Origin of the sequence: Cypionkella sp. TWP1-2-1b2, from assembly GCF_049896245.1 — a bacterium.
In the GTDB taxonomy this organism is placed as follows: domain Bacteria; phylum Pseudomonadota; class Alphaproteobacteria; order Rhodobacterales; family Rhodobacteraceae; genus Cypionkella.
In genome coordinates this window covers 65034-86602 of the sequence record NZ_JAFCTX010000014.1, presented here as the reverse complement: position 1 = coordinate 86602, position 21569 = coordinate 65034, and the positions used below count along the sequence as shown (strand labels likewise).

Sequence of the window (21569 nt, the reverse complement as noted above, 5' to 3'; positions counted from 1 at the left end):
CCTTGCGGCTGCATGTCTGCGCGGTCGGGCGGCTGCGGGCTGGACCCGAGCGCGATCTGGTCGATGACTACTATATGCGGCTGGATCGCACCGGGCGGGCTTTGAGCCTCGGCCCGGTGGCGGAGCTTGAGGTTGAGGATAAGAAAAACCTCGGCATGGCGGCGGAAGCGGTTCTGCTGGAGCGCGCTATTCCGGCAGGGGCGCTGATTGCGACGCTGGATGAACGCGGGCGGGTTTTGTCGTCGCCGGAATTTGCCGAGTTGCTGGCAGGCTGGCGCGATGGCGGGCGGCAGGATGTGGCGTTTGTAATCGGCGGCGCGGATGGGATTGATCCTGCGTTGCGCGCAAAGGCAGGGTTTAGCCTCAGCTTCGGGCGGATGGTCTGGCCGCATATGCTGGTTCGGGTGATGCTGGCCGAACAGCTGTATCGGGCGGCAACGATTCTCGGCGGCGGGCCGTATCATCGGGCTTGAGGGAGACGGGGATGAGCGACAGTTTTCGCACCATGCAGGCGGTCAGCGACCTTATCCATCATGTGAAACCTTTGCTGGCACAGCATTTGGCGGCGGTGGCCGAGGCGTCCGGACTGACGCTGCGCGAAACGGGTGAGGCATTTGCACGGCTGCGCGACGATGGCTTCCGGTTTCAGCGCGATGAGACTTTGCCTTTGCTGGACGGCCTTGAGACGATTGCAATCACTCAAGCCGAGGGCTTTGATTTGGCCGTTGTGATCCTGTTGGCAGATGTTTTGCAACGGCAGCAGGTGTCGGGCTTGTTGACCGAGGCTTGGGCTGAATCAGTCGTGCGTTTGCGAAACTGGCCTGCGACGTTGCGGGCGGCGGTGGCGAATGGGTTGCGGCGGGCGGTCGAACTGGGTTTGATCACGTTGGAAACTTCGCCAACGGATGAGGATTGTCAGACGCGCGAATCTGCAGAAATTGCAGAGCATTTGCTACAGATCGTACGCTCGATGCGGCGGGATGAATTGGCCGCCGTAGCGCAGGCAGAACATGGGCGGGATGCGCCACAGCATCTGGCGGCGTTGAGACAGGTGATTGCGGATCATGACGGTATCATGGGGCCAGACCACTACTGGTTTCCATCCGAAGTGGTTGAACTGACCGCACATGTCGCAAGTGCACCGGGGTTTGCGGGTTGCACCGCGATTTTGCTGTTGAACGCGATGCGGCATGGCGATGGTCGAGGTTGGATCAATTTTCGCTGGGAACCGCTTGGCGCAGCTTACTGTGCCTTGCAGCCGTCACGGCGTGACCCGATCCTTGCGGGCATTCGCTATATCTACGAAACTGATTCCGAGTTTTGCGAGTTATCGCCAAGAAAGGCCCGACTTGGCGAAGGTGCGACAATCCCCGTCGTTGACGATCTCTAGCCACCCAACCGTTGCTCTGCGTCCATCCCAGCGCTAGAAGCATCTGACGCATTGGAAAGGTCGCCTTATGTCCCGCAAACCCGTTGTTCTGTGCATTCTGGATGGCTGGGGGATCAACGCCGATCCGACCTCCAGCGCGCCTGCGCAGGCCAATGTGCCGAACTTCAACCGGATTTGGGAAACCTGCCCGCATTCCACCCTGATCACTTATGGCCCGGATGTCGGCTTGCCGACCGGGCAGATGGGCAATTCGGAAGTCGGCCACACCAACATTGGCGCTGGGCGGGTGGTGGCGATGGATCTCGGCGCGATTGATCTGGCGGTGGAGGATGGCACGTTTGCCACCAACCCCTCGCTGTTGGAATTTGTCGCCAAGCTGAAGGCGAGCGGCGGCACCGCGCATCTGATTGGCATGGTGTCGGATGGCGGCGTGCATGGCCATATCACGCATGTGATTGCCGCCTGCCGGACGATCACGGCTTTGGGCGTTCCGGTGGCCCTACACGCGATCACCGATGGCCGCGATGTGTCGCCGTCTTCTGCCGCTGAATTCATCGACATGCTGATGGTGCAACTGCCGAGCGGCGCGAAGGTTGCCACGGTGATCGGGCGTTATTGGGCGATGGACCGCGACAATCGCTGGGAGCGGGTGCAGCGCGCCTATGATGCGATGGTGATGGCGCATGGCGAACACGCCGAGACGCCGAGCCAAGCGGTGGCGCAGTCTTATGCCAAGGGCGAGATGGATGAATTCATCGCGCCGACGGTGATCGGCGATTACCAAGGCGCGATTGATGGCGACGGGGTGTTTTGTCTGAACTTCCGCTCGGATCGCTCACGCGAAATCCTCGGCGCGCTGGCGGCTCCGGGGTTTGCGGGCTTTGCCACCGGGGACCGCCCCGCTTGGGCGGCGATGTTGGGGATGGTGGAATACTCCACCGATCACAGTGAATACATGTCCACGGCTTACCCCAAGCGCAGCATTTCCAATACTTTGGGTGAATGGGTGGCAAAGCAGGGCCGCACGCAGTTTCGCCTCGCGGAAACCGAGAAATACCCGCATGTCACCTTCTTTCTGAACGGCGGGCGTGAGGTGCCGTTTGAAGGTGAAGACCGCGCGATGCCGAAATCGCCGAAGGTCGCGACCTATGATTTGCAGCCGGAAATGTCATCGGTTGAGGTATCGGATAACCTCGTGATGGCGATTGAGAAGGGCTATGATCTGATCGTGGTCAACTTCGCTAACCCGGATATGGTCGGCCATACCGGCAGCCTGACAGCGGCGATCAAGGCCTGTGAGGCGGTGGATATTGGCCTTGGCCGCGCTCTGGTTGCGCTGGAGGCAAAGGGTGGCGCGATGATTGTCACCGCTGATCATGGCAACTGCGAGATGATGGTTGATCCGGTGACAGGTGGGCCGCACACCTCGCACACCGTCAATCCGGTGCCGGTGGTGCTGGTCGGCGGCCCGGACGGGGCGGTGTTGCGCGATGGCGGGCGGCTCGGCGATCTCGCGCCGACGATTCTGGCGCTGATGGGCCTGCCGCAGCCCCCCGAGATGACCGGGCGCAATCTGATGCTAAGCGGGATCTGACGCTGGCATGATCCGCAAAGCTGCCTTGCTTCTGATGTTGACCGCCTCGGCGGCTCCGGCGGGGGTGGCCGAAGATGCAGCGCAGGCGAGTGCGGAATTGCAGCAGGCGGTGGCGGCTTTGCAAGCGGCAGAGGGCGCGAAAGATCGCGTTGCGGCGCTGACGCAAACCATCAAAGCCTATGAGGAGGGGCTTGCAGCCCTACGCGAAGCCCTGCGTCAAGCAGAGCTGCGCGAAACCGCCCTGACGCTGCAATTTCAAACCAAACGCGACCGTATCGCGCAGCTTTTGGGCGTTCTCAGCCGGATTGATGCCGAGCCGGGGCCGCTGTTGTTGCTGCACCCGACCGGGCCTTTGGGCACGGTGCGCTCTGGCATGATGCTCGCCGATGTGACCCCGGCGTTGCAGGCGGAAGTCAATGATCTGAAAAGCCAACTCCAGGAACTCTCCGACCTGCGCAGCTTGCAAAAGGCCGCAGGCGAAACCTTGGGGCAGGGCCTCGCCGCCGCTCAAACGGCGCGATCAGACCTCAGCCAAGCCATGTCGGACCGCACCAAATTGCCGAAACGTTTCACCGAAGACCCCGCTGTGCTGCGGGGCCTTTTGGAATCGGCGGATACGTTGGAGGCCTTCGCAGCGGGCCTTGCCTTGGACGATACCGGCAATGCCAGCTTTGCCGACCAGCAGGGCAAACTCGATCTGCCCGCCCTTGGCACTTTGCTGCTCAAACCCAATGAAACCGATGTGCGCGGTGTCACCCGCCCCGGCATGACCCTCGCTACCCGGCCCGCAGCCCTCGTCAGCAGTCCATGGGCCGCAACCATCCGCTATCGCGGGCCGCTGCTTGACTACGGAAACGTGATGATCATTGAACCCGGCGGCGGCTATCTTATGGTATTGGGCGGGCTGGATCAGGTGTATGGCGAAGTGGGCGAAGTGATTGCCAAGGGTGCTGCGCTGGGCCTGATGGGCGGCGCGGCGGCGGGATCTGGCGATCTTCTCGCGCCCGATCTTTTGACTGGGGCGCAAGAAGGCAGTGGCGGACGTGAGACGGAAACGCTTTACATAGAGTTGAGGCACGGCGCAAAGCCAGTGGACCCAATGCAGTGGTTCGCGGCAACCGCCAAAGCAGAGGAATAGGACGAGCCGATGAAGAAGATGATTATCGCGGCACTGTGCGGCTCAATCGCTGGCGGCATTATAACAACGCAGGTGGCGGGCCCGCTGATCGCGCAGGATGCGACGAAAAACGCGAGCGTCTATGAACAGCTTGACCTGTTCGGCGATGTGTTTGAACGCATCCGCGCGCAATATGTCGAGGATGTTGACAGCAAAAAGCTGGTCGAGGCTGCAATCAACGGCATGCTCACCTCGCTTGACCCACATTCCAGCTATATGGATGCGAAAGCCTTTGACGATATGAACACCCAGACACGGGGCGAGTTCGGCGGCTTGGGCATCGAAGTGACGATGGAAGAAGGCTATATCAAGGTCGTCTCGCCGATGGATGGCACGCCTGCTGATAAAGCGGGCATCAAGCCGGGTGACTTTATCACCACGGTTGACGGCGAAGCGGTGCAGGGTTTGACGCTGGATGACGCGGTGGACAAGATGCGCGGCCCGATTGGCTCGGAAATAGTGATCACCGTGGTGCGCGAAGGCGTGAAAGAGCCGTTCGATGTCTCTATCATCCGTGACACCATCAAAGTGGCAGCAGTGAAAGCCCGGCTGGTCGGCAATATCGGCGTGCTGCGGGTGTCGTCGTTCAACGATCAGACCTATCCCGGCATCCAAGACGGCATCAAGAAGCTGACCGAAGAAGCGGGCGGCGCTGACAAGCTGAAAGGCTTCGTGATTGATCTGCGCAACAACCCCGGCGGTTTGCTGAAACAAGCGATCCTGACCTCGGATGCGTTCCTGAATGAGGGCGAGATCGTCTCCACCCGTGGCCGCAATGCGCAAGACAGCTCGCGTGAGAACGCAACGCCGGGCGATCTGGCCGATGGCAAACCGATTGTGGTGCTGATCAACGGCGGCTCGGCCTCGGCCTCGGAAATCGTCGCGGGGGCGTTGCAAGACCACCGCCGCGCGATTGTGGTGGGCACCAAAAGCTTCGGTAAAGGCTCGGTGCAAACGCTGATCCCGCTGAAGGGTGAAGGCGCGATGCGGCTGACCACGGCACGGTATTACACGCCATCGGGCCGCTCGATCCAGTCGTTGGGGGTGATGCCGGATATCGTGGTGAACCAACCTGTCGTCGATCCGGCGGCAGAAGGCACCGAGGCGAAGGCGGCAGAGGATCAAACCAAACAGCGCACGGAAGCGTCACTGCGCGGGGCGATCACCAATGATTCGATGACCGACGATGAGAAAAAGCAGCTCGAAGACGAACGCGCCCGCACCGAAGAAGCCGCCAAACTGCGCGATGAGGATTATCAACTTGCCTATGCGGTGGATATTCTGCGCGGGCTGAACGCAGTGGCGACCAAGCCGTAAGTGCAAAACTAACCCACTGCCGCGCCCCGATTTTGGGCGCGGCAGTCCTTATTTGAGGCACCTATGACCGTCGATCCAGAAAGCCTGCCGTATCGTCCCTGCGTTGGCGTTGTGTTGATCAACGCCGAGGGCCTGATCTTTGCAGGCCAGCGTTTGGACAACCCGGTTCCGGCTTGGCAGATGCCGCAGGGCGGGATTGATGATGGCGAAAAGCCCCGCGCTGCGGCTTTGCGCGAGTTGTGGGAAGAAACCGGCGTGACTGCCGATCTGGTGGAATTTATCGCCAAGACCGACGATTGGGTGACCTACGATCTGCCGCCCGATCTGTTGGGCCGCGTCTGGGGCGGCAAGTATCGCGGCCAGCGGCAGAAATGGTTCCTGTTCCGGTTTTTGGGCTCGGACGCCCAGGTCAATATCGCCTCTGATCACCCCGAGTTTTCAAAATGGCGCTGGATCGGCGCAGATAAGATGGTCGCCTCCATCGTGCCGTTCAAACGCAAGGTCTACCAAGAAGTGGTGCAGGCGTTTCAGGCACATCTGACTTGAAGCAGGTTGCATTTATGCGCTGCAAAGTCACTACACGAGCCATCACACACAATATGTTGTGGAATTTGCCTCAGAACCTGACGTAAACCACAAGTCATTCCCCGCTGGGAGGGATTGATCTGTCACGAACATCGCCTTGTCAGATCACGCGCAATCCGCATCAGCGCTGCGGCAAGCCATCGGCCAGATGCACCAAAGCCAGCATCTGATCGCTGTGCACATGGTTTTCGGGCACGTAAATGCCCGGATCATCCAGCAAAGCTGCATAGAAATGCATTTCACCCGGATACCGATCCGACCGATAGGCCATCTGCGCACCGCAGGTCGCACAGAAATCACGCCAAACACCGGGCGATGACGCATAACTCGCAGGTGCCGCGCCGGTCCAAGCCCAAGTTCCATTGGCCACCCCAAAGAACGAGGTGAACGCCGAAGAACACGCCCGCCTACAGCTTTCACAATGGCAATGGCTTTGCCACAACGCTTCGCCAGTGCAGCGAAACCGCGTGGCACCACACAGGCAATGGCCGGAAAAGTTTGGGGTCATGGCAAGGCTCCTTCCGTCCAACTATCGGTACGCCTGCCAGATCGGTCAATGTCCACAACCATTGCTCTTTTAGAAATACTCCCGCCGGAGGCTTCCACATCCCAGCCCGCGCCGCAATATCTTGGCGATAAGCGCGCGTCCGTCGCCATATCCTGCTGCCATAAGTTGACTCATACCCTCGCTACCGCAATCATGCACCTCCAACGGAATCAGGACACATCCATTTGCGCTTTACCAAGCTGCGCCTGAACGGCTTCAAAAGCTTTGTGGACCCGACCGATCTGGTCATCCACGACGGGCTGACCGGGGTGGTCGGCCCGAACGGTTGCGGCAAATCCAATCTGCTTGAGGCGATGCGCTGGGTGATGGGCGAAAACCGCCCCTCGGCGATGCGCGGCGGCGGGATGGAGGATGTGATCTTCAACGGTGCCGCCACCCGTGGCGCGCGTCATTTCGCCGAAGTGGCGCTGGTGCTGGACAATTCGGATCGCCTCGCGCCCTCGGGCTTTAACGATTCTGACAGCATTGAGATCACCCGCCGCATCACCCGCGATGCCGGTTCCGCCTATAAGCTGAACACCAAAGACCTGCGCGCCCGCGACGTGCAGATGCTGTTCGCCGATGCCTCAACCGGATCACATTCGCCCGCTTTGGTCCGCCAAGGCCAGATTTCCGAACTGATCAACGCCAAGCCGAAAGCCCGTCGCCGCATCCTGGAGGAAGCCGCTGGAATCTCCGGCCTTTATGCCCGCAGACATGAGGCGGAACTGAAACTTTCCGGGGCCGAAACCAACCTTTTGCGTGTCGATGATGTGCTGGAATCGATGGCGCAGCAACTGTCACAGCTGACCCGTCAGGCCAAGCAGGCGGCGCGCTACCGCGAAATCGGTGACGAACTCCGCCGCGCCGAAGGCCAGCTGTTGTATCGCCGCTGGCGTGAGGCTGAACTCGCCCGCGCCGAGGCCGATGGCTTGTTGCGCCAACGCCTGACCGAAGCCGCAGCAGCCGAAGCCGCCGCGCGTCTGGCCGCGAAACAACGCGAAGCCGCCGAGGATGCGCTGCCACCTTTGCGCGAAGAACAAGCCATCGCCGCCGCCATCCTGCAACGCCTGATGGTGCAGCGCGACCAGTTGGGCGACCAAGAAGCCCGCGCCCGCGCCATGATCGAAACCCTGCGAGGCCGCATCGCCGAGCTTGACCGCGATGCCGAGCGCGAAGCCAGCCTGAACCGCGACGCCGGAGAGACGATCGGACGGCTGGAATGGGAAATCGAGCAGCTTCTGCGCGCCAGTGACGGCCATGAAGCCCACTTGGCCGAGGCGTCTGATCTGGCCCGCGAGGCATCGGCAATGCTGACCGACCGCGAGGGTGTTCTGTCGCAAGCCACCGAAGATGCCGCCCGTCTCGCTGCCCGTCACCAATCAGTGCAGCGGATGCTGGCTGACACCAAAACCGCCGTGCAAAAGGCTGAACATGAGGCCGCGCGGGCGGCAGAGGCGGTTCTATCTGCCCAATCCGCACTGGAAACAGCCTCTGAAGCCTTCGAAGCCGCAGAGGAATCGCAAACCGTTGCTGCCGAAGCCGCCGAAGCTGCCGAAGAAGCCTTGCTGGCCGCCGAAGACGCCCGTGGCGAAGTGCAGGGCCGCGAAGCCGAAGCCCGCGCGGCAAGGTCCGAGGCCGAAGGCGAGGCCAGCGCTTTGCGCGCTGAAGTTGCGGCGCTGACCCGTTTGGTGCAGCGCGAAGCCCAGGCGGGCCACCAACTGCTCGATCTGCTGGTGGTCGAAGCGGGTCTGGAAAAAGCCATCGGTGCGGCTTTGGCCGACGATCTGCGCGCGCCCGAAGTCGCCAGCGACAAACGCTCCGGCTGGGTAGCCTTGCCCGATTACACCACACCGCAAAGCCTGCCCGCAGGCAGCATGCCTCTGTCAAACCATGTGCAAGCCCCCGGCGTTCTGGCCCGCCGTATGGGGCAAATCGGCCTTGTGAACCGCGCTGACGGCCCGCGCTTGCAAGCCGATCTGCAACCGGGGCAGCGCCTCGTTTCCCGTGAGGGCGACCTCTGGCGCTGGGATGGCTTCCGTGCCGGAGCCGAAGATGCGCCCTCTGCCGCCGCCCTGCGCCTGCAACAGTTGAACCGGCTGACCGCCTTGAAACGCGATCTGGAGGAGGTTTCTGCGCGGGCCGAAGGCGCGTCGCAAGCCCATGCCCTGCTGCAAACCCGCCTCGCCGACCTCGCCCGTGCCGACCAGACCGCCCGTGATGCCCGCCGCGCCGCTGATACCCGCGTGGCCGAAGCGGGCCGCATGGCTGCCCGCGCTGAGGCCGATAAATCCATTGCTGGCGGCAAGTTAGACGCCGCCCGCCTCTCAGTGGATCGCTATGAAAGTGAGGCCGCCGAGGCGCGCGAACGGTTAGAATCTGCGGCGGCTGCTGAGGAAGATCTGCCCGATCTCGACTCGGCTCGCGAAAGCGTCGAGTCCGCGAAACTTGCGGTTGAGGCCGCCCGCATCACCATGATGTCGCGCCGCTCTGCCCATGATGAGTTGCGCCGCGAAGGCGAAGCCCGTGTGTGCCGCCGTCAGGAGGCCGTTAAGGAGTTGTCAGGCTGGAAACACCGCCTTGATACGGCGGCCAAGCGCATCGCCGAACTTGCCGAGCGTCGCGCCGAGACGCAGGAGGAATTGTCCGATGCCTCTGCCGCCCCCGAAGAAATCGCCATCAAGCGTGAAGAACTTGGCGATGCGATCACCAAGGCCGAGGCGCGCCGTGCGGTGGCCGCCGATGCTTTGTCTGCCGCCGAAGCCGCCTTGCGCAGCGCCCGCGACACCGAACGCGAAGGCGAACGGCTGTCAGGCGACGCCCGCGAAGCCCGCGCCCGCGCCGAAGCTCGCACCGAAGCCGCCCGCGAAACGGTTAATTTCGCCGCCGAACGCATCGCCGAAGAGCAGGGTGCCACCCCCGATCAACTTCTCGACACGCTGAAAGTCGATCCCGACAAGATGCCCGACGCCGAGGTTCTCGACACCGACGTGCAGCGCCTGAAACGTCAACGCGAGGCTTTGGGCGCGGTCAACCTGCGCGCCGAGGAAGATGCAAAGTCGGTTTCCGACGAATATGACGCGCTGGCGCAGGAAAAAGTTGACCTTGAAGAAGCGATCAAAAAGCTGCGCTCTGGCATCGCTGGCCTGAACCGCGAGGGCCGTGAACGCCTGCTGACCGCGTTCGAACAGGTTAATGCCAATTTCGCGACTTTGTTCACCCATCTGTTCAACGGCGGCGAGGCGCGGCTGGTTCTGGTCGAATCCGATGATCCGCTGGAAGCCGGGCTAGAGATCATGTGCCAACCACCCGGCAAGAAACTAGCGACCCTGTCGTTGCTATCGGGTGGCGAGCAAACCCTGACCGCACTCGCGCTGATTTTCGGCGTGTTCCTCGCCAATCCCGCGCCGATCTGCGTGCTCGACGAGGTTGACGCGCCGTTGGACGATGCCAACGTCACCCGGTTCTGTGATCTTCTGGATGAGATGACGCGGCGCACCGAAACCCGCTTCCTGATCATCACCCACCACGCGGTGACGATGGCGCGCATGGATCGGTTGTACGGGGTTACCATGGCGGAACAAGGCGTTAGCCAGCTCGTCTCGGTCGATCTGAAACGTGCCGAGGCACTGGTCGCCTGATGGAACACCTGCTGCGCGAGGCTGGTTTTACCGGCGTAGAAGTGGTGGACGGCGTGATTTACGCCCGCAGCGACCCGACTTTTCCCGAATTTACCGCCACCCAAATTGGCACCAACTGGCTCTTGGCGCAAACGTGGCCGCTGCGGGCGACTCCTATGCAAATCGCGCAATGGAGCGCCCAGCACCCCGAAGCGCCGATGGATATTTACCAAGGCGAGACCCGGATCACCCTGCGCGTAACGCCGGAAACCCTCGCACTTTGGGCCGATCTGACCCGCGCGATGGTCGCGCTATGCGTCGCATGGCGGCGCGAAACCCGCCAGCGCGATGAGGGGATGTAGCGCTAAAGGTTAACGCAGCAGCTGCAGCCGATCGCTCAAAGCCACCTCGCCATCAACCTCAACCGAGCACAGAATCCCCCGCAACCGCAGGCTTGGGCTGGCCCGCACCCAATCATAGGCATCGGTGCCGTAGCGCACCTTCCATTTCGCGCAGGAATCGTTCCACACATCTGACACCCGCAGCACCGCCGTTCCGGCCTGAATTCGCGTGCCAACCGGCAGATTGGCCTCTGACATCTCCAGATCCGCCACAATCGGATCGCCGGGATGCGGCTGGTTGCGGTCCTGCCAGACCAGATCCATCACACGGGCCTGCAGGATCGAGACCTGAATCCGCGGATCGGGGCTGCCATCGGCGAGCCGCATCCAAGGCGTCGTCATCCAGCGTTCGCCCAGAATTCCTTGCGCTTTCGTCATCGTGATCCGGTCCGGAAACGCCCGCTGGCCAATGACTGGACGCAGGCAAAGTCCACGAATCGGGGCATCGGTCTTCGGCGCTGCCTGCACATGCGGCAGGGCGTCGTGCAATTCGGCTAAAGTGATCATACGATGCTCCATATCTCTGCGCCCCAAAGTCAGGCTTTTAGGGTCATTTCTGTTCAACCAATCCACCATTTGCGATATTTTCGCAACATGCGCGCGGCATTTCTACATTGCGTTCTCAGCGTGTCATAAAATTAAGCAGTTCGCAGGCAATCTTAACAGCAGTACTGGAGGCGATGATGCTGGAGTTCTTGCCGCAGGATATTCGGGACGGGTTGGATGCTGCCCGCAAACGCGAGTTTACCCGGAAATCCCGCCTACGCGTGCAGGTGGGTGAGGCGGTTTTTCCGGTGATCCGCTGCTGGCACGACGGTTTCGCTTTGGATGCAGCTCTCACCCCACATCTGCGCGGTCTGGTCGATGTCTACGATGGCTCGCGGCATATTTTCCAATGTCTGATCGTGGCCTCGCTGGTCGATAATGGTGATTTAATATGCGATTTCAAGCGGATGACGTTGGTGTCTGATCGCGCCCCGCTGGATTACTATCGCGATGAAAACGCCCCCGTGGCGCTGTTGCCCAGAGCCTGAGTTTAGGTGTGGCGCGACCGCCACACCAGTTAGCGTAACAATTCGGTTATTGCAGATCGGCAAAGGCGGCTTGCAACCGCTGCACCGCCTCAACCACCACAGCCCGTGGGGTGGCGAGGTTAAAGCGCAGGAACGACTCGCCGCCGGCACCGAAGGGCGTGCCATGATTGCTGGCGATTTTCGCTTGTTTCTGCACCCGCGCAATGAACTCAGACTGCGCCATGCCGGTGCCGGAAAAATCCACCCAAGCCAGATAGGTCGCCTCCAGCGGCATCGAATTCAGACCGGGAATCTGGTTAATGCCAGCGTTGAAAATCTTGGCATTGCCATCAAGGTAAGCACAAAGCTGGTCCACCCAAGCCGCACCCTCGGCCGAGTAAGCAGCCGTCGCCATGAACATGCCAAACGAGTTCGGCGAGATCCCCATCGCGTTCATCCGCTCGGCAAAGCGTGCGCGCAGTTTGGGATCGGCGATGATGACATTGCCAGAATGTGCGCCTGCGATGTTGAATGTCTTGGTGGTTGCGGTCATCATGACCAAACGTTCACTTATCCCTTTCATCGCTGTCATCACCGTATGCTTCTGTCCCGGCATCACCAGATCATGGTGAATTTCATCCGACACCAACAACAAGTTGTGGCGCGCGCAGAAATCCGCCACGCCCTGCAACTCGGCATGCGTCCAAACCCGCCCGCCCGGATTATGCGGCGAGCACAGGATCAGCATGGTTTCAGTGCCGGTCATTTGGGCATCCCAGGCCGCGAAATCCATTTCATAACGCCCGTTCACATTGGCCAGCTTGCATTCCACCACCTGGCGACCGGCACCTTTGATCACCCGCGCGAAGGCGTGATAAATTGGGGTGAACAGCACCACGCCGTCGCCCGGCTTGGTAAACGCATCGACGCACATCGCGGTGCCATTGACCAATCCATGCGTGGTGAAAATCTGATCCCGCTCCACCGACCAGCCGTGCCGGGTCTGCATCCACCAGCGAATCGCATCCAGATAGGCGGCATCATCGCCGTAATATCCGTAGACCCCGTGGGCCAGCATGCCTTCGAGTGCGGTTTGCACGCAGGTCGGCGGGCGGAAATCCATATCCGCCACCCACATGGCGATGCCGTCCTTGGCCGGCACACCATAGAAGGCCTCCATCGAATCCCATTTGACGGAATGTGTTCCAAAGCGATTGATTGGCGTGTCGAACATCATGGCTATCCTATTGTGTTCCGGTATTTCGTTCTAGTTAAATCAAACTAATCGGAAAATCATCCCTACTTATGGTATAAAATCAGAAATATATACTGATTAGTCTTAATATTTCGGGAAAAACAACTGTCTCTTAGACTTGAGGGCCATTTTCAATGAATCCCCACCGCCCTCTTGCACGATTAGCCCCCGCGCCGTAAATCCCAAAGATGATCCGCGATATCCTGATCCATCCCGATCCGCGTCTGAAGAAGCCCTGCGAGCCAATCGCAGCGGTGAGTGCCGAGATTTCTGTGCTGGCGTCGGACATGTTTGAAACCATGTATGAGGCGCCCGGAATTGGTTTGGCGGCACCGCAAATTGGCGTGATGAAGCGCCTGATCGTGATGGATTGCATCAAAGACGGCCCGCCCGAGCCAATGGCGCTGCTCAATCCGCAGGTTTTGTGGTCGTCGGAAGATCTTGGCAGTTATGAGGAGGGGTGCCTTTCGATCCCCGATCAATATGCGGAAGTGAAGCGGCCAAGTTCGGTGAAAGTTGGCTGGATGGACCTTGACGGCGTCCCGCAGGAACGCTTGTTTACCGGCCTTTGGGCGACCTGTGTGCAGCACGAAATTGATCACCTCAATGGCAAGCTGTTTATTGATTATCTTGGCCCGCTGAAGCGGCAGATGATCACGCGCAAGATGGAAAAGCTGAAACGGGAACGTGCGCGGACAGGTTCGGACTACTGATGGCGATATTGCCAATCATTTGCTGGCCAGATTCACGGTTAACGACTGTTAGTTCAGAAATTAACGGCGATGTTTCGGCTTTGGCTGCCGATATGCTGGACACAATGTATACAGCCCCCGGTCGTGGGCTGGCGGCACCGCAAGTCGGGGTGCTGTTGCGGCTTTTCGTGATGGATTGTACTTGGAAAGAGGGCATCTACGCCCCGCGCGTTCTGATCAACCCGGAAGTGCTATGGGTGTCTCCCGAAACCGAGATGGGGCCCGAGGGTTGCCTGTCTTTGCCGGGCATCACCAGCCAAATTTTGCGACCAGCTTCAGTGCGTATGCGTTGGCTTGATCTGAACGGAATTATTTGTGAAGAAACGTTCATAGGCTTTGCCGCGATCTGCGTTCAGCATGAATTGGACCACCTGAACGGTGTTTTAACGCTGGATCACCTCGATCCAGCCGACCGCGCCTTAGCCGAAAGTGCCCTGCGATGACGGTCAGAACCTGCCTGCCAGACCCGCATCCCAGCCTGCGCATACCAGGCAACCCGGTTGCCGAGATCACCGCCGAGATCCAGGCAATCTGGGCCGACATGGTGGATACTATGGATGCGATGCCCGGTAATGGCTTGGCTGCAGTGCAGATTGGCGTCCTCAAAAACTTGGCCGTGGTTGATTGTTCCGAGCAGCGCGGTCAGGCCATTCTGATGGCAAACCCGCAGATTTTGCATACCTCAGGGCAATTCCGCGAGCATGAAGAGGCGTCGCCAAATCTGCCCGGCGTATCGGCTGTTGTGCACCGTCCGCGTGCTGTGACGGTACGGTTTCTCAATGCAGACAATCAGCTGGAAGATCGTGATTTCGTCAATCTGTGGGCAACGTCGGTGCAGCATCAGATCGACCATTTGGCTGGCAAAATGTTCTTCGACCACCTCTCTGTAGTGAAGCGCAAAATGCTGATCGCGCGGGCCGAAAAGCTGCGGAAACGTTCATGAAAATTATCTTCATGGGCACGCCAGAGTTCTCAGTGCCGATCCTAAAGGCACTCTATCAACACCATGAAATCATTGCAGTCTATTGCCAACCACCCAGACCTGCTGGACGTGGAAAAGCCGAGCGCGCAAGCCCCGTGCAGCAATGTGCCGAAGCCTTGGGTCTGCCGGTTTTACACCCCGTATCCTTACGCTCTGCCGAGGCACAACAGGCCTTTGCCGCTTTGGAAGCCGATCTCGCCGTCGTCGTCGCCTATGGTCTGATCCTGCCCCAAACTGTGCTCGATCAGCCGCGCCTTGGGTGTCTGAATATCCACGCCTCACTGCTGCCACGATGGCGCGGGGCCGCCCCGATTCACCGCGCAATTATGGCGGGTGACACCGAGACCGGGGTTTGCATCATGCAGATGGAAGCTGGTCTTGATACCGGCCCCGTTCTCGCGCGCGAAGCCACCGCAATCGGCGCAGAGGAGACGACCGCAGATCTGCATGATCGCCTGTCAATGATCGGAGCCAAGCTGATTAAAACTGCGATTGATCAGCTGCCATTGCAGGCCATCCCGCAATCCGAACAAGGAGTCACATACGCGACCAAGATCGACAAGGCCGAAGCGCGGGTCGATTGGTCTAAGCCAGCCGCAGTGGTTGATCGCCAAATCCGCGGCCTTTCGCCGTTCCCCGGCGCTTGGTGTGAGATCAATGGTGAGCGGATCAAATTGCTGCGCTCACGCCTCGTCGCAGGTTCTGGCGCGGTTGGTCAAGTGCTGGACGGGCTGCGGATCGCTTGCGGTGATGCTGCCGTTGAGATCACTCTTGCGCAGCGCGAAGGCAAACGGCCGATGTCGGCTGGCGATATCCTGAATGGGTTGAAAATGCCCGAAACGCTCACCTGATCCTGACAGAAACTGGCAGGAGCCTTGACATATGCAGGGTATACTGGGGAGTTTGATATGGATAGTGAACAAAAATTCTGGATCGTCACAGTCTCGGCTGATCATGCTGAAAATGGCATTAATTGGGGCATCGTTCAGGCCTGTCATGGTAAATCGACCCCGCTGCGACGCATGGCCACCGCTGATGGTGTGGTGATCTATTCCCCCAGAACCAAATTTCGGGATGGCGAAAGTTTGATGGCATTCACAGCGATCGGTCGGGTGACGGGTGATATGCCCTATCCGTATGAGATGCCGGGCGGTTTTGTGGCGTGGCGACGCGGTGTGCAGTGGCAACCTGCCGCAAAAGTACAGCCCATTCGCCCCCTGCTCGATCATCTGGAACTGACGCGCAACCAGCCGAGTTGGGGCATGGTGTTTCGCTATGGTCTGGTCGGGTGCAGCCGCGCGGATTTTGCGCAGATCGCCCGCGCGATGGTTCCGGCGGACCAGGCCATTCCATTTTCAGCAATCGTCCCCATATAGACGGCATGGACGAAGGAGGCGGATATGGGCTTGGTGTTCTTGCTTATCATCGGAACGGCGGCTGGTTTTTTGGCAACACGCGTGATGCGTATTGATGCGGATGTGCCAACGACGGTGGTGATTGGCATCGCAGGCGCGTTGATAGGCGGGTTTTTGTTGCGCAGTCTGGTGGTAATCACCAGCTGGTTGGCAGGGTTCGTTGGGGCGATACCTGGCGCTATCGTGCTGATCTGGCTTTATAAAACCTATGTCGTGAAATAGTTAACCAATTCGCTTGATCGCATCGCCCAGCCGAAAGCCCTTACCACCGCCTGCATCCCAAAGCATTCGGCCCTGCCAGGCCGCAAAGATCAGCGCCGCGTTTTCTTTCGCCTTCGCACTGACGTCGAGACGCGCCGCAATCGCCTGTTCAACCATATACCGCCAAGCTTTTGCACGCCCGATCAGCACCGGATCGCGCAAGCTCAGTGTCAGCAATGTGCCCGGATCAATCGGACCGACAAGTGATTTCAGCAGGCCCGGCAACCCTTTGTTCAAGGCTGCGGTATCCAGAGTTGCGGCCTCAACCAAGCCATCCAACTCCTGCCAAGCCTGAGCAATCGCGCCTAAGATCATCTCATTGCAACTGCCAAAACGTTGCACCAAAGTGGTTGGTGCAAGCCCGGTCGCCGCAGAAACTGTCGAAAACGTCACCGCCTTTTCGCCATTCTGCAACAGCAGGGCCAGAACCTGCTGGAAAACATCACGGTCTGATATCAACTTTGTGCGTGCCATAATCTAAATATGACTCAGACATCATGAATTGCAAGTAAAACGTGAATGTCTATTCATCATCATCGGGGTCTTCCCCCGCTTTGTCGATCCGCTTTACCCCCGCTTGCCGCTTCAACATCTTCCGGCTTGTCGCGGTCAATCCGGTTTCCTTCAGAACTTTCAACTGGCGATAATGCACCGTGAAAATCTCACGATCCTCAGGAAGGGCGTCACCGCGCAGTTTGCCACCAAGGATAAAGTGTTGTTCTTCTGGCAGAATATTCCATTTCAACCCAGATTTCTGGATCGCGAGTGGCATCGAGATTTGGTCGAGATAGGGCCGCTTTCCCGGCACATCGGGATGCGCGTCGATGGTCTGCGCGATATCCATCCAGACTCGTGGAAAGCTGCGGCCATCTGGGCTGCGATGCTGTTCGGGGAAGCTGAATAAACCTGAACTAAAATACGGAATGCGTTGACGCTGCCCGGATTGGCGCATCAATTTGATACGCTCCTCTGGAATTTCCATGCCACAAACCGAATAGATCAGGTTCCAATCGTCGGCTTTACCCCAATTCATCGAAGCGGCGGGCGTCAGCGAGACTGCATCCGCTAGGATAATATTCTCAACCCGGTTCGGGCGCAGGCAGAGAATGTCGCTGTCGAAGAACGCCGAAAACTCGGTATCGCGCGGCTCCATCGTGGCGAGGATTTTGTTACCATGCGGATAGGCGGGGGAAAACCGACCCTGGACCACGAAGGGACGCACCTCGCAACCCATCCGACGCAGCACTTCTTTGACATTCGGCGAGACTTGATCAAGCTTAATATCGGGGCAATAGCCGACCAGCGCGACCTGATCGCCAAACTGTTCGCGCAAGGACGCCGCAAGATAACAGGCCATCACCTCATAATCGGGTGGCTCAACGATGAAAAATACGGTCAGTTTCGGGGTCATATACCTGCTCTGCGGGTAAGAATGCGACGGTTTTAGCAGATTAAGCCGCATCACACCGCAAAGTCACGCGTTTGAGCTAAGTCTTGCTGCAATTTGCCCCATTTTCGCTGCTAAAATGGAAACAGTTGTCTGCTAAGACACAGTTGGACGCAGTTTTCTGCATTGGCCTTGCTGGCAGATTCCGGCTTGGCCTATGGTATATCCAAACAGGGTGGGGCGATGGCCAGAGGCTTCGATGCACAGGAGCAGGGCAGGGCGTGACGTCGAAACGAGCTAAACAACCAGAAGGTATTGTGCCGCTCGCGGGGCGTCCGAAGGGGGCTGGCGCGCGCTGGGGCAGTGTCGAATTTCAGCTGAAACGCCATGACAGCCCGCATGGTCAGGTGACTGCCTTGTCGATGATGAAAGACGAAGGCGCCTATGTGATCGAATGGGTTGCGCATCATCTGGCGGTCGGTTTTTCTGATCTGGTGGTCTATACGAACGATTGTTCAGATTGCACTGACGACATGCTGATCCGGCTGGAGGAATTGGGGCTTTGCCACCACCGCCGCAACGTGATTCCCGAAGGTATTCGCCCACAACCTTCTGCACTGAACTACGCGCAGGAAGAACCCGTTGTGCAGCAATCCGACTGGGTGATGGTGTTTGATGCCGATGAATTTTTGTCGATCAGATACGGCGACGGCACGTTAGATAGCCTGATTGCGGCGACCAAGGCGCGGGGTGCGAATGGCATCGTGGTGACGTGGCGGATTTTCGGCTCGGGTGGGGTGGTGGATTGGTCGCACGCTCCGGTGACGGAACAATATCTATGGGCTGCGCCGCAGGAATGGAACAAGGGCTGGGGGGTGAAGACGCTTTTCACCTTCAGTGCTGATAAGTGGAAATTGGGCATTCATCGCCCGAAAATGAAGACAAAGTGGCATGAAACCGCGTTCCCGGATGAGGTCAAATGGTTGAACGGCTCGGGTCGAGAAATGGAGGATTACTTCAAATTTCGTGGTTGGCGTTCGATCACCCGGACTGTTGGATATGACTGGGTGCAGCTCAATCACTATGCGGTGAAATCGGTGGACAGCTATGCCATTCGCAAGATGCGCGGGAATGTGAACAATAAGGCGGATAAGTACAATTCCGACTATTGGTCGTTGCAAGATCGCAATGAAGTGCGCGATGACACGATGCTGCGCTACACCAAACAGCGCAATGAGATCATCGTGCAACTGCTGCAAGATCCGGTGCTGAACCGCCTGCATCACGCGGCGATTGCGCGGGTTGAAGGGCATTTGGCCGAGCTGCGCCAGACCGAGGCCTATCACCAACTGGTTGCCGATCTGGCCAAAGCCTCTGATGTACCAATCAGCCAGATCGTCGCCAAACCGCCGCAGGCGCGCGATAAGGAAAAGATCGCAGCACTGATGTCGGACGTGGAAAAGCGACGCGGTGCCAAGGCGAAAATGGAACGGCACGCCGTCCCGAAAGAGCCGATTGAGGCGGTGCCGATGGGATCATATCGCTCGGGCAGGATTGATCTTTCGCAAGACGTGACTGCGGAAATTTACCCTAATCACAGTATGAAGCTGCCCTCGGATCGGCGGGTCTTCACGGATTCGGCGCTGGCTCTGATCCAGTCCGGCAAGTTTGAGCGCGGGCTTGCACGCCGGATGCCACAGGTCTTGGCTGAGCAGGCCAAGGTGTTGGAAATTGGCTCTGCGGTGGGCTTTCTGGCCGGGCATTGCGCCAACATAAGGCCCGATCTGAGCCTCTATCTGCAAGAAGATAACCCCGTTTTGCGACAGATGCTGGCTGTGGTTTGCGCGCTGAGCAACCGTACTTTCAATGACAGCTTTGTCGTGATGGAACAAGGTCTTGGCTCTGATCCGGTGGTGGGCGCACTGGCGCTGATTGCAGCGCTGCACCCCGATGCTTTGTTGCTGTCAGATTCGCAACTCGGCACAGAGGTGCTTCAAAAATTGCTGCCGATGTTACCCGCGCCGGTCCCGAAGCAGATCTTTCTTTATGGGCGGTTATTGGAGCAACATCACGCGCGTTTGCCGGAAATAGACGACGTGCTGGCGACGCTTGGCTATGTGCCGGACTACGGATTTGACGCCAATATCGCGCGCGGTTTCAGGCGATGCGCTCCACCCGATCCAGAGGACCCGAGTTAACCAAGTCCGCCGCTGGACAGAGGCGCGACCCTGCGGCATTGTTCAACAAAACGAAACAAACGAGGCCGTCATCATGTCCACCCCCGTTCGCAGACCCGTCGCCTCGCTTTGGATTGGCGAAAAGCTGCACTATCTGAACCAGCTTTGTCTGCTCAGCCATGTCGCACACGGCCATCCGACAACGCTGTATTGTACCGACAAGGTCTCGAACGTGCCCGATGGTATCACCGTCAAACCCGCCACCGACATCATGGCGATTGATATGGATATCGTGCGGCAAACCTCGGAAAGCTTTTTGTCGAACGTGTTTCGCTACAAAATGATCGAGAAGACCGATGCTGTCTGGATTGATTGTGACGCGTTTTGCCACAAACCTTTCCCGGATGAGATAAAGAATATCTATGCAGGTCATGGCTTTAGGGGCGCGCTGAACTGTGGCGTTGTCTATATTCCGCCGCGGGGTGCGTTGATCAAGCAGTTGCTGGATTACTACGAAAACCTGCCCGATGCCCCGGCTTGGTTCAACAAGCAGCAACGCAAGCGGATTGAAAAACAGGACAGCAGCCTGCCGCAAGCCGTGCGGATTTATAACGCCGAGCGCACCGCCTTTGGCCCGCAGGCTTTCACCTATTTCGCGCAACAGACCGGTGATTTTGAAAAAGCGCTGACGTCGGATTACCTTTATCCGGTTCCGTTCCAACTGAACGACGTGTTCTACGACCCTTACGGTCGGGTTGAGGGGCATTTCACCGACAATACCCTGTCGGTGCATCTTTATACCAATGGCACCAAGCCGTATTGGCGCAAGAATCCACCAATGCCGAACTCCTATGCGGCACGGATGTGCGCGCAGATTGGCGTCGATGCGTCGAAGGCTTTGGAGGAATGAGCGAGGCTGACGAGGCGCTGGAACCGCAGGTCAAAAAGGGCAAAAAAGACAAAGCGGTCAAGCCCTTGCCATCAACGCCTGATGAGATTGAGGCATTGATCCGCCGCCAAAAGCGCAACCAGCGTAAGGCTTGGGCGGAAGGCTATATGACCGCGATCACCGCGATGTTGCGGCCCGGCGATCTGGTGATGGATTGCGGCGCGAATATGGGGGTGGTGACCGAGCTGCTGGCGGCAACCGGGGCGGATGTGCTGGCCTATGAGCCTGATCCCTATGCGTTTTCTATTCTTGAACAAAAGTTCGTAAACACACCCAACGTCACTTTGATCAATGCCGCTGTGGGGGTGGGGACAGGCACCATTCGCCTGATGCGGGCGGATAATTTCGGCGATAATCCCGATGGCGCCTCCGTCAAAAGTACCATTCTGGATGGCGGTCGGCGGATTGACGCGGAAAACGCGGTGGAGGTGACGTTGCTCGACTTCCCGACGCTGGTGCGCGAGCATGTGGCGGCGCGGGGCGAGATCGCTTTCATCAAGATGGATATTGAGGGTGCAGAGCTCGACATCCTCGAAGCGCTGGATTGTGAAGATTTGTTCACAAACATCCGCGCGCTGGTGGCGGAAACCCACGAGCGCAAGTTCAAGGACCTGCGCGACCGTTACAAAGCCTTGCGCGAAGTGGTGGCTGCGAAATATCCGGCGGGGAAGGTCAACCTCGATTGGATTTAGCGGCAGGCTAAGCAGTTTCAGAGTTTGGTAGATGTTAAAATGATTCCAAGGTATT

At 58.9% G+C, this 21569-nt stretch carries 23 protein-coding genes; 18 read left to right on the top strand and 5 right to left on the bottom strand.

Annotated features, from left to right (window positions below; translation table 11 throughout):
• Positions 1-2: 2 nt before the first annotated feature.
• The 6 genes from rlmH (at position 3) to ACP7AP_RS11405 (ending at position 6024) form a co-directional block, all read left to right on the top strand.
• Positions 3-473, top strand: a complete 471-nt coding sequence (rlmH, locus tag ACP7AP_RS11430) for a 23S rRNA (pseudouridine(1915)-N(3))-methyltransferase RlmH (RefSeq protein ID WP_426034332.1) — start codon at positions 3-5, stop codon at positions 471-473.
• 11 nt (positions 474-484) lie between these two features.
• Entirely contained in the window at positions 485-1390 is a 906-nt protein-coding gene (locus ACP7AP_RS11425) for a hypothetical protein (protein ID WP_426034331.1), read from the top strand.
• Between the two features lie 67 nt (positions 1391-1457).
• Positions 1458-2984 carry a 2,3-bisphosphoglycerate-independent phosphoglycerate mutase gene (gene gpmI / locus ACP7AP_RS11420; protein ID WP_426034330.1) on the top strand — a complete coding sequence of 509 codons (1527 nt, stop codon included), beginning with the start codon at positions 1458-1460 and terminating at the stop codon, positions 2982-2984.
• A gap of 7 nt (positions 2985-2991) precedes the next feature.
• Positions 2992-4122 (top strand): murein hydrolase activator EnvC family protein, encoded by a 1131-nt coding sequence (locus ACP7AP_RS11415; protein ID WP_426034329.1) that lies wholly within the window; start codon positions 2992-2994, stop codon positions 4120-4122.
• A gap of 9 nt (positions 4123-4131) precedes the next feature.
• Positions 4132-5478, top strand: a complete 1347-nt coding sequence (locus ACP7AP_RS11410; protein ID WP_426034328.1) for a S41 family peptidase — start codon at positions 4132-4134, stop codon at positions 5476-5478.
• A gap of 63 nt (positions 5479-5541) precedes the next feature.
• Complete coding sequence (locus ACP7AP_RS11405) at positions 5542-6024, top strand: RNA pyrophosphohydrolase (protein WP_426034327.1); 483 nt, start codon at positions 5542-5544, stop codon at positions 6022-6024.
• A gap of 160 nt (positions 6025-6184) precedes the next feature.
• On the opposite strand, the gene ACP7AP_RS11400 is transcribed toward ACP7AP_RS11405, so the two are convergent.
• Entirely contained in the window at positions 6185-6571 is a 387-nt protein-coding gene (locus ACP7AP_RS11400; protein WP_426034326.1) for a GFA family protein, read from the bottom strand.
• A gap of 224 nt (positions 6572-6795) precedes the next feature.
• On the opposite strand from ACP7AP_RS11400, the gene smc reads away from it, so the two are divergent.
• Together smc and ACP7AP_RS11390 are read left to right on the top strand one after the other, a co-directional pair.
• Positions 6796-10251 carry a chromosome segregation protein SMC gene (gene smc / locus ACP7AP_RS11395; RefSeq protein WP_426034325.1) on the top strand — a complete coding sequence of 1152 codons (3456 nt, stop codon included), beginning with the start codon at positions 6796-6798 and terminating at the stop codon, positions 10249-10251.
• A complete protein-coding gene (locus tag ACP7AP_RS11390; protein WP_426034324.1) occupies positions 10251-10592 on the top strand; it encodes a hypothetical protein in 342 nt (113 codons plus the stop codon). The genes smc and ACP7AP_RS11390 overlap by 1 nt, the downstream gene beginning before the upstream one ends.
• 9 nt (positions 10593-10601) lie before the next feature.
• On the opposite strand, the gene ACP7AP_RS11385 is transcribed toward ACP7AP_RS11390, so the two are convergent.
• On the bottom strand, positions 10602-11138 hold the full coding sequence (locus ACP7AP_RS11385) for a hypothetical protein (protein WP_426034323.1): 537 nt from the start codon (positions 11136-11138) through the stop codon (positions 10602-10604).
• Between the two features lie 176 nt (positions 11139-11314).
• Between ACP7AP_RS11385 and ACP7AP_RS11380 the strand changes: the two genes are divergently transcribed.
• The gene (locus ACP7AP_RS11380) at positions 11315-11665 is read left to right on the top strand and encodes a hypothetical protein (RefSeq protein ID WP_426034322.1); all 351 of its coding nucleotides are present in this window, start codon (positions 11315-11317) and stop codon (positions 11663-11665) included.
• 46 nt (positions 11666-11711) lie between these two features.
• Here ACP7AP_RS11380 and ACP7AP_RS11375 read toward each other — a convergent pair whose 3' ends face one another.
• On the bottom strand, positions 11712-12881 hold the full coding sequence (locus tag ACP7AP_RS11375) for a MalY/PatB family protein (RefSeq protein WP_426034321.1): 1170 nt from the start codon (positions 12879-12881) through the stop codon (positions 11712-11714).
• A 206-nt stretch (positions 12882-13087) separates the two neighbouring features.
• On the opposite strand from ACP7AP_RS11375, the gene def (ACP7AP_RS11370) reads away from it, so the two are divergent.
• From def (ACP7AP_RS11370) to ACP7AP_RS11345, 6 genes are read left to right on the top strand one after another with little or no spacing between them, the layout of a single operon-like run.
• Positions 13088-13612, top strand: coding sequence for a peptide deformylase (gene def, locus ACP7AP_RS11370; protein WP_426034320.1), 525 nt, complete (start codon positions 13088-13090; stop codon positions 13610-13612).
• Positions 13612-14094, top strand: a complete 483-nt coding sequence (gene def, locus ACP7AP_RS11365; RefSeq protein WP_426034319.1) for a peptide deformylase — start codon at positions 13612-13614, stop codon at positions 14092-14094. Before def (ACP7AP_RS11370) ends, def (ACP7AP_RS11365) begins: the two co-directional genes overlap by 1 nt.
• Positions 14091-14594, top strand: a complete 504-nt coding sequence (gene def, locus ACP7AP_RS11360) for a peptide deformylase (protein ID WP_426034318.1) — start codon at positions 14091-14093, stop codon at positions 14592-14594. The genes def (ACP7AP_RS11365) and def (ACP7AP_RS11360) overlap by 4 nt, the downstream gene beginning before the upstream one ends.
• Positions 14591-15484 carry a methionyl-tRNA formyltransferase gene (fmt, locus tag ACP7AP_RS11355; protein WP_426034317.1) on the top strand — a complete coding sequence of 298 codons (894 nt, stop codon included), beginning with the start codon at positions 14591-14593 and terminating at the stop codon, positions 15482-15484. Before def (ACP7AP_RS11360) ends, fmt begins: the two co-directional genes overlap by 4 nt.
• Positions 15485-15541: 57 nt before the next feature.
• Entirely contained in the window at positions 15542-16009 is a 468-nt protein-coding gene (locus ACP7AP_RS11350) for an EVE domain-containing protein (protein ID WP_426034316.1), read from the top strand.
• A gap of 24 nt (positions 16010-16033) precedes the next feature.
• The gene (locus ACP7AP_RS11345; RefSeq protein WP_426034315.1) at positions 16034-16270 is read left to right on the top strand and encodes a GlsB/YeaQ/YmgE family stress response membrane protein; all 237 of its coding nucleotides are present in this window, start codon (positions 16034-16036) and stop codon (positions 16268-16270) included.
• Here ACP7AP_RS11345 and ACP7AP_RS11340 read toward each other — a convergent pair whose 3' ends face one another.
• Both ACP7AP_RS11340 and ACP7AP_RS11335 read right to left on the bottom strand, forming a co-directional pair.
• Positions 16271-16783 (bottom strand): transcriptional regulator, encoded by a 513-nt coding sequence (locus ACP7AP_RS11340; RefSeq protein WP_426034314.1) that lies wholly within the window; start codon positions 16781-16783, stop codon positions 16271-16273.
• A 49-nt stretch (positions 16784-16832) separates the two neighbouring features.
• On the bottom strand, positions 16833-17720 hold the full coding sequence (locus ACP7AP_RS11335) for a hypothetical protein (protein WP_426034313.1): 888 nt from the start codon (positions 17718-17720) through the stop codon (positions 16833-16835).
• A 257-nt stretch (positions 17721-17977) separates the two neighbouring features.
• Between ACP7AP_RS11335 and ACP7AP_RS11330 the strand changes: the two genes are divergently transcribed.
• The 3 genes from ACP7AP_RS11330 (at position 17978) to ACP7AP_RS11320 (ending at position 21514) form a co-directional block, all read left to right on the top strand.
• Positions 17978-19894: a glycosyltransferase family 2 protein gene (locus ACP7AP_RS11330; protein ID WP_426034312.1), complete on the top strand. Its 1917-nt coding sequence runs from the start codon at positions 17978-17980 to the stop codon at positions 19892-19894.
• Between the two features lie 73 nt (positions 19895-19967).
• On the top strand, positions 19968-20783 hold the full coding sequence (locus ACP7AP_RS11325; RefSeq protein ID WP_426034311.1) for a hypothetical protein: 816 nt from the start codon (positions 19968-19970) through the stop codon (positions 20781-20783).
• Complete coding sequence (locus ACP7AP_RS11320) at positions 20780-21514, top strand: FkbM family methyltransferase (RefSeq protein ID WP_426034310.1); 735 nt, start codon at positions 20780-20782, stop codon at positions 21512-21514. The genes ACP7AP_RS11325 and ACP7AP_RS11320 overlap by 4 nt, the downstream gene beginning before the upstream one ends.
• The last annotated feature ends 55 nt before the right edge of the window (positions 21515-21569 follow it).